Source organism: uncultured Meiothermus sp., from assembly GCF_937863175.1.
In the GTDB taxonomy this organism is placed as follows: domain Bacteria; phylum Deinococcota; class Deinococci; order Deinococcales; family Thermaceae; genus Meiothermus.
Genome location: NZ_CALMCQ010000033.1, coordinates 1 through 6906, shown reverse-complemented (window position 1 = coordinate 6906; position 6906 = coordinate 1). Strand labels below are relative to the sequence as shown.

General features: G+C 61.1%; 8 protein-coding genes. All 8 read left to right on the top strand.

What is annotated here, in order from left to right:
- The coding region (locus Q0288_RS01310) for a DUF3105 domain-containing protein (protein WP_299425963.1) at nt 1–340 on the top strand (340 nt) is incomplete at its 5' end.
- A gap of 133 nt (nt 341–473) precedes the next feature.
- A complete protein-coding gene (locus Q0288_RS01305) occupies nt 474–1451 on the top strand; it encodes an alpha/beta fold hydrolase (protein WP_299425960.1) in 978 nt (325 codons plus the stop codon).
- A 112-nt stretch (nt 1452–1563) separates the two neighbouring features.
- Nucleotides 1564–1761 (top strand): cation transporter, encoded by a 198-nt coding sequence (locus Q0288_RS01300; RefSeq protein ID WP_299425966.1) that lies wholly within the window; start codon nt 1564–1566, stop codon nt 1759–1761.
- A gap of 1 nt (nt 1762) precedes the next feature.
- Nucleotides 1763–2047: a metal-sensitive transcriptional regulator gene (locus tag Q0288_RS01295; protein WP_299425957.1), complete on the top strand. Its 285-nt coding sequence runs from the start codon at nt 1763–1765 to the stop codon at nt 2045–2047.
- A 54-nt stretch (nt 2048–2101) separates the two neighbouring features.
- Entirely contained in the window at nt 2102–4621 is a 2520-nt protein-coding gene (locus Q0288_RS01290; protein WP_299425954.1) for a heavy metal translocating P-type ATPase, read from the top strand.
- A gap of 430 nt (nt 4622–5051) precedes the next feature.
- On the top strand, nt 5052–5645 hold the full coding sequence (locus Q0288_RS01285; protein ID WP_299425952.1) for a DUF305 domain-containing protein: 594 nt from the start codon (nt 5052–5054) through the stop codon (nt 5643–5645).
- Nucleotides 5646–5793: 148 nt separating this feature from the next.
- A complete protein-coding gene (locus Q0288_RS01280) occupies nt 5794–6339 on the top strand; it encodes a CueP family metal-binding protein (RefSeq protein ID WP_299425950.1) in 546 nt (181 codons plus the stop codon).
- A 61-nt stretch (nt 6340–6400) separates the two neighbouring features.
- A partial coding sequence (locus Q0288_RS01275; RefSeq protein WP_299425946.1) for a YfiT family bacillithiol transferase occupies nt 6401–6906 on the top strand: 506 nt, incomplete at its 3' end.

The window sequence follows — 6906 nt, the reverse complement described above, 5'->3', positions numbered from 1 at the left end:
TCCGCCCACCTCGGGGGTTCACGGGCCTAACTGGACGAACCCCGGCTTTTATGCCCGGCCCGAACCCAGGGAAAAGCTGGTGCATGCCCTCGAGCACGGCAATGTGGTCATTTACTACGACCAGCCCTCTGCTGAAGCCTTGAACCTGATTCGTAGCTGGCAACGCCGCTTTACCGGGCAGTGGGACGGTCTGGTGGTGGTGCCCCGGCAGGGTCTGGGTCAGACCATCGAACTGACCGCCTGGGGTAAGCTCCTTCGCCTGGAGACCTGGGATGCCGCGCTGGCCGCAGCTTTCATAGATGCCTACCGGGGCCGGGGGCCCGAGAACCCGGTGCGGTAAGCACATCGGATGAAGGGAAGAGCAAGGGTACGCAGGTTTTGCAAGACCCAACCCGGAACTCCACGCCGAACCACGGTGATTTCACTTACCTCGAGTTCACTCCTATCTAACTAAACCGGAATAGCTTAGCGAGATGAGGGTTCGACCCTATTTCCTGGGAACCATACTGTGGGCCGTGCTCGGCCTGGCCCTGGCCCTGGCCCAAACAGATGACCAGGCCCACCCCCTGTCCATCGAGGCGTTGCGCCAGGGCCGTTATCCCGGGAGTGCCCTCACCATTGAACAAACCCTGGCCCCCGGAGCGAACTATCGTCGTTACCTTGCTTCGTATCGTTCCGAGGGGCTGAAAATTTATGGACTGCTGACCATCCCCAGTGGTACGCGCCCCCGGGCGGGCTGGCCGGCCCTGGTGTTTATTCATGGCTACATCCCGCCGGCCCAGTACCACACCCTCGAGCGCTATGTGGCCTATGTAGATGGCTTTGCCAGGGCCGGCTATATCGTGTTCAAGATTGATTTACGTGGACACGGCAACTCCGAGGGTACCCCTGGCGGCGCCTACTGGTCACCGGATTACACCATAGATACCCTCAATGCCTTTGCCTCGCTACGCCAGTTTCCGCAGGCCAATCCAGAGCGGATTGGGATGTGGGGACACTCGATGGGGGGTTACCTGACCCTGCGGGCGATGGTGGTGGAGCCGCGCATTCGGGCCGGGGTGATCTGGGCCGGGGTGGTGGGCACCTACGACGATATGCTCAACCGCTGGCGGCGCAGACCCGCGAGCCAGGCCCAAATTCCACCTGGTGGACTGCGGCGGCGTGAGCTTTTTCTGGCCCGCTTCGGCTCGCCACAGAGCAACCCCGGTTTCTGGAATGCCATCACGGCCCACAACTACCTGGAGCAGGTTTCGCCCATCCAGATTCACCACGGGATAGCCGATGCCGTGGTTCCGGTGAGCTTCTCCCAGCGCCTGGCCCAAAGCCTGCGCGAGGCCCGGCGGCCCCATGAGTTGTATACCTATCCCGGCAACGACCACAACCTGAGTCAGAGCTTCAGCCTGGCCATGCAGCGCTCAATTGCCTATCTTGACCGCCACCTGAAGCGCTGACCGTGTTTCCCACATTTTCACAGGATCTTTTGCCCTAACGATTCACAATTGTGACCAATGTCCCTACCCCACCCCAGGGGGGGTGAATATACTTCGGTCTGTGGGAGGAACCATGACCCAGCTCAAGATCGAAGGTATGAGTTGCAACAACTGTGTCCGTCACGTTACTGAGGCCCTCAAGAAGGTGCAGGGTGTGGAGAAAGTGGAAGTCTCGCTGCAAGATGGCCGGGCCGAAGTGACCGGCACTGCGCCCGTCGCCCAACTGATTGAGGCGGTGCAAGAGGAGGGCTACACCGCCAGGATGGCCTGATATGGTACATGAACACACCCTGCATCTCGATCCCAGAGTCCAGCAGGATGCCCGCAACCGCCTGCTCTCGGCCAAGGGGCACCTCGAGTCCATCCTCAAGATGCTCGAGGGTGAGCCCTACTGCGTGGATGTGCTCAAGCAGATCAAGGCCGTGCAGGGAGCCCTGGACAAGGTAGGCGATATGGTGCTCAAAAGCCACCTCGAGCACCACGTGGCCAGCGCGGCTGTGCGGGGCGACACCAAGAAGATGGTCGAGGAATTGATGGAGGTCTTGAAGTATCGCTGATAGCTCATAGCCGATAAGCTAATAGCCAGTAGCACAGGCCATTGGGTGCACATTATGACTAAAGAGCTGCAGATCGGGGTTCAGGGCATGACCTGCGCGGCTTGCGTGAATCGCGTGGAGCGTGGCCTGAAAAAGATCGAAGGGGTGGGGACTGCAAGCGTCAACCTCGCCACCGAGAATGCCCTGGTGGTCTACGACCCCCAGAAGACCAGCCCGGCGGAACTCCTCGCCAAAATAGAGGAATCGGGATACAAGCCGGTGATGGCGCAGGTTGAACTCGGCATCAGCGGGATGACCTGTGCGGCCTGTGTGAGCCGGGTCGAGCGGGCTCTATACAAGACCGAGGGGGTGCTTGCGGCCAGCGTCAACCTGGCTACCGAGCGGGCTACCGTCCAGTACCTGCCTGCCTCTACGGGCCTTCCAGAACTCAAACGGGCCGTGCGGGAGGCGGGCTATGGGGTGCTTGAAACCAAGGCTGACAAAGGCCGCGCCGATATGGAGCGGGAGGCCCGGCAGCGGGAAATAGCCTCCCTCAGACGGGCCTTCACCACGGCTTACTACTTCGCGGTGCCCCTCTTCCTGATTGCCATGCTACCGATGCTGTGGATGCCGGCCCACATGTTCTTGCTCTCGCTAGCCCCCATGCAGGTGTGGAACTGGGCCATGCTGGCCCTGGCTACTCCGGTGCAATTTGGGCCGGGGCTGCGCTTCTATCGCCACGGTTGGGCTGCCTTGCGCTCGGGCTCGCCGGATATGAACAGCCTGGTCATGATCGGCACCTCGGCGGCCTATTTCTACAGCCTGCTGGTGGTGCTGGTTCCCCAGCTCTTCCCGTCTAAAGCTCAGCACGTCTACTTCGAGGCTGCGGCGGTGATCATCACCCTGGTCTTGCTGGGCAAATACCTCGAGGCCATCGCCAAAGGCCGTACCAGCGAGGCCATGCGAAAACTGCTGGGCTTGCAGGCCAGAACCGCCAGGGTGGCTAAGCCGGGCCAGGCCGAACTGGAAGTGCCGATAGAGGAAGTCCTTATTGACGATCTGGTCTCGGTACGCCCGGGTGAGAAGATTCCGGTGGACGGGGTGGTGGTCTCGGGAAACAGCTATGTGGACGAGAGCATGATTACCGGCGAACCGATTCCGGTAGCCAAGGGTGAGGGCGCCAGAGTAGTGGGCGGAACACTCAACCAGCATGGCGCTTTTGTGTTCAAGGCCACCGCAGTCGGGGCCGATACCGTGCTGGCTCAGATCATCAAATTGGTCGAGAACGCCCAGGGCGCCAAACCAGCCATCCAGGCACTGGTAGACCGGGTGGTGGCGGTCTTTACCCCGATTGTGCTGGCGATTGCGGCCCTCACCGCCGGGGTCTGGCTGGCTTTGGGGGGCGAGAATGCCCTCACCTTTGCGCTAGTCAATGCGGTGGCGGTGCTGATTATTGCCTGCCCCTGCGCCATGGGACTGGCCACCCCCACCAGCATCATGGTGGGCACCGGCAAAGCCGCCGAGCTGGGCCTCCTGTTCCGCAAGGGCCAGGCCCTGCAAAGCCTGCAAGAGGCCCGCACCGTTGCGCTGGACAAAACCGGCACTCTGACCAGGGGCAGGCCAGAACTCACCGACTTTGTCCTGCCCAATCAAGCTGAACAAAACCAGTCTGACCAGACCCTGAGGCTGATTGCCAGCCTCGAACAGAAATCCGAGCACCCGATCGCCCAGGCCATCGTGAAGGCAGCCCAGGGCAGGGGAGTCGAGCTGCTGGAACCGCTCGACTTCCAGGCTATTCCCGGTTTTGGCGCTACCGGGCAGGTGGCCATCTACCGGGTGGATGTGGGCTCGGATCGCTACATGGCCAGCCTGGGGCTCTTGATTCCTCCTCCCATAAAGGCCATGGGGAAGGAATGGGCCGATCAGGGGAAAACCCCCCTCTATGCTGCCATCAACAGCCAACTGGCCGCTGTGCTGGCCGTGGCCGACCCCCTCAAGGAGGGCACCCCGGAAGCCATTCAGGCTCTGCATCGACAGGGATTCAAAGTGGCCATGATTACCGGAGATAACCGTCATACGGCAAGCGCAATCGCCCAGCAACTGGGTATAGACGAGGTGCTGGCCGAGGTACTGCCGGATGGCAAAGCCGAGGCCATCCAGCAACTCCAGCGCAGGGGTTCCAGGGTTGCCTTCGTGGGAGATGGCATCAACGATGCCCCGGCCCTGGCCCAGGCCGATGTAGGGATCGCCATCGGAACTGGAACCGATATAGCGATAGAGACGGCCGATGTCATTCTGATCTCTGGCGACCTGCGCGGTGTACCCAACGCCATCGCCCTGAGCCGGGCTACGCTCCGCAACATCAAGTTCAATCTGTTCTGGGCTTTTGCCTACAACGTGCTGCTGATTCCGGTGGCGGCAGGAGTCCTGTATCCGCTCAACGGCTGGCTGCTCTCGCCCATGCTGGCCGGGGCCGCTATGGGGCTGTCCAGTGTGTTTGTGCTGAGCAATGCGCTCAGGCTGCGTAGTTTCCGGGCGCCGCTGCGGGCCAGCAGGCCAACCCCACCTGTTCCAAGAACGGCCCTCGAGGTCTGAGCCATGCACACCCCACACCCCGCAAGGATGAGCCACCTTCTCTGGCTGTGTGTGCTATTGCTGCTACAAACGGGGTTTTCCCATCCGCAGCTTGCCTCGTTCCATCATGCCCGGCCCGCGAACGCGGCTACTGCCAGCGAGCATAGCCATCACCCCCCGTTCCCCAGCCTTATTCAAGATATACCGGAGCATTCCTGCTGCGCTTTGCTATCCCACTGCTCCAGTAGAGCCGGTTGTTGCGGCGTTTGGGTCGGCGAAGTGGCTATACAGGCCACTGCGCACTTCTGGGAACGGCCCGCAGCCATCCCTCAGCCGGCTGAAGTGGTTTTGCCGGTAGCCAACCCTCCTCCCAGACCCTGATCCGCCTGTGCGGATGGGCGGCGCCTCACTGCCCCGCCCCTGGCAATTCTGTAGCACGGTAGGAGGAAATATGCAGGTGTACAAATGCATGCTGGTGCTGGGCGCCCTCTGGACGGGGCTGGGCCTGGCCCAGATGGATCACTCGAGCCCCCACGGCGGCATGGCCATGCAGTCCCTGGCCGAGCTTGACAAACGCTCGGGTCGCAGCTTCGACATAGCCTATATGTCCATGATGATCGAACACCACCAGGGTGCGGTGGAGATGGCCCAGGCCATCCTGAAGGTCTCCAAAGACGCCCGAATTCGCAAGGCGGCCCAGGAGATTGTCGCGGTACAGAACAAAGAAATCACCCAGCTTACCGGCTGGCTCAGGGCCTGGTACGCGGCGGCGCCCAGCCCGCGCTACCGGGCGATGATGCGGGCCGATATGAAACCCATGATGGAGAGTTCGATGATGGGGATGCAGGCCCTAGGGCATGCCCTGTCGGCTGACCGGGCCTTTTTGAAGGGCATGATTCCCCACCATCAAGACGCGGTGGCCATGTCGCAGAGCTGCTTGCAAAGAGCCGCACGGGCCGAGCTCAAGCGTTTTTGCCAGGAGGTCATTGCGGTGCAAAGCCGCGAAATTGCCCAGTATCAGCAGTGGTTGAAGAACCTTCGATAGACTGCTGCCTACCGCTTTCGTGCAAGTAGTCTTGGCAAAAGGGCCGTTCTTTTACCCTGCTCAAAACGTCCTGGAAGATCGGGTGGGGCTCGAGTAAGTCCTGCCCGGGCGAGTCGGAAAAAGATGTCCACAACTGGAGAGAAACATCATGTACAAAAATCAAAAACTTCACTGGCTCATCGGTTTGTTTGTGTTGCTGGGAATGGCGTTGGCCCAGACCAGCACTCCTCAGCCCAGCCCCGCAGCACTTCGCGGAGTGGATGCAGTACGGGCCATGGAGCTGGCCAACGCCTGGGGGATTCAAGGAGCCCCAGTACAAAGTTTTGTGACCCCTCAGGCGGTTCACTTCAGCTTTGCGGATGGACAAAAGTTGCAGGTGGCTTTGCCAGCCGACCGCATGGTCGTCTCGATTGCCCCCTACATTACCCGTACCCACCCCTGCAAGACTCACTACATGTCTAGCTGTCGTGGGGAGCTGGTGCTAACCCCCGTGCAGGTAGTGGCAACCAACCAGGAGGGCAGGGTGGTCTTCCGGGGCACGGTCAGGACCCTGGAGAACGGGTTTATGGATTTGTGGCTGCCGCGCAACCAGACCTATCAGATTCGCCTCGAGGCCGGGGGGCGTTCGGTGAGCGGCCAGATCTCGACCTTCAACGACAGCGATACCTGCATCACCACCCTCCAGCTGCGCTGATCGGGGAAGGCCAAAGAACCCCAACAAACCCGCCCGCCCTGGTGTACGCTATCCCCTACTTATGGCTGACCCTCGATATCCGATAGGGCAGTTTGAGCCACCGACCTACGTCACTCCTGCGATGCGGGCCGGGTGGCTCGAGGCCCTGGCGGCCCAGCCCGCCGGGTTGCGCGAAGCGGTTGCGGGGCTTTCGGAGGTACAACTCCAGACGCCCTACCGCGAAGGTGGCTGGACGGTGCGCCAGGTGGTGCATCACATTCCCGACAGCCATATGCACGCGTATATCCGCTTCAAGCAAGCCCTTACCGAGCCAGAACCCCTCATCAAGCCCTACCATGAAGCACCAACCGCCCTGCTGGCCGACTACACCTTGCCCTTAGAGCCCTCGCTGGCAATTCTGGAACATGTGCATCTTCGCTGGGTGACAATTGCCAGGGCACTTAACCCACCGGACTTCGCCCGTGTTTTTGTACACCCCGCGACTGGACGCTGGACGCTGGATGAACACCTGGCTCTGTATGTCTGGCACGGCGACCACCACACTGCACACATCACCGCTTTGCGGAA

Bases quoted from the DNA above. Each gene is read 5' to 3' on its own strand.
- Q0288_RS01305 (WP_299425960.1), top strand. From the start codon at position 474: ATGAGGGTTCGACCCTATTTCCTGGGAACCATACTGTGGGCCGTGCTC.
- Q0288_RS01290 (WP_299425954.1), top strand. From the start codon at position 2,102: ATGACTAAAGAGCTGCAGATCGGGGTTCAGGGCATGACCTGCGCGGCT.
- Q0288_RS01285 (WP_299425952.1), top strand. From the start codon at position 5,052: ATGCAGGTGTACAAATGCATGCTGGTGCTGGGCGCCCTCTGGACGGGG.
- Q0288_RS01280 (WP_299425950.1), top strand. From the start codon at position 5,794: ATGTACAAAAATCAAAAACTTCACTGGCTCATCGGTTTGTTTGTGTTG.
- Q0288_RS01300 (WP_299425966.1), top strand. From the start codon at position 1,564: ATGACCCAGCTCAAGATCGAAGGTATGAGTTGCAACAACTGTGTCCGT.
- Q0288_RS01295 (WP_299425957.1), top strand. From the start codon at position 1,763: ATGGTACATGAACACACCCTGCATCTCGATCCCAGAGTCCAGCAGGAT.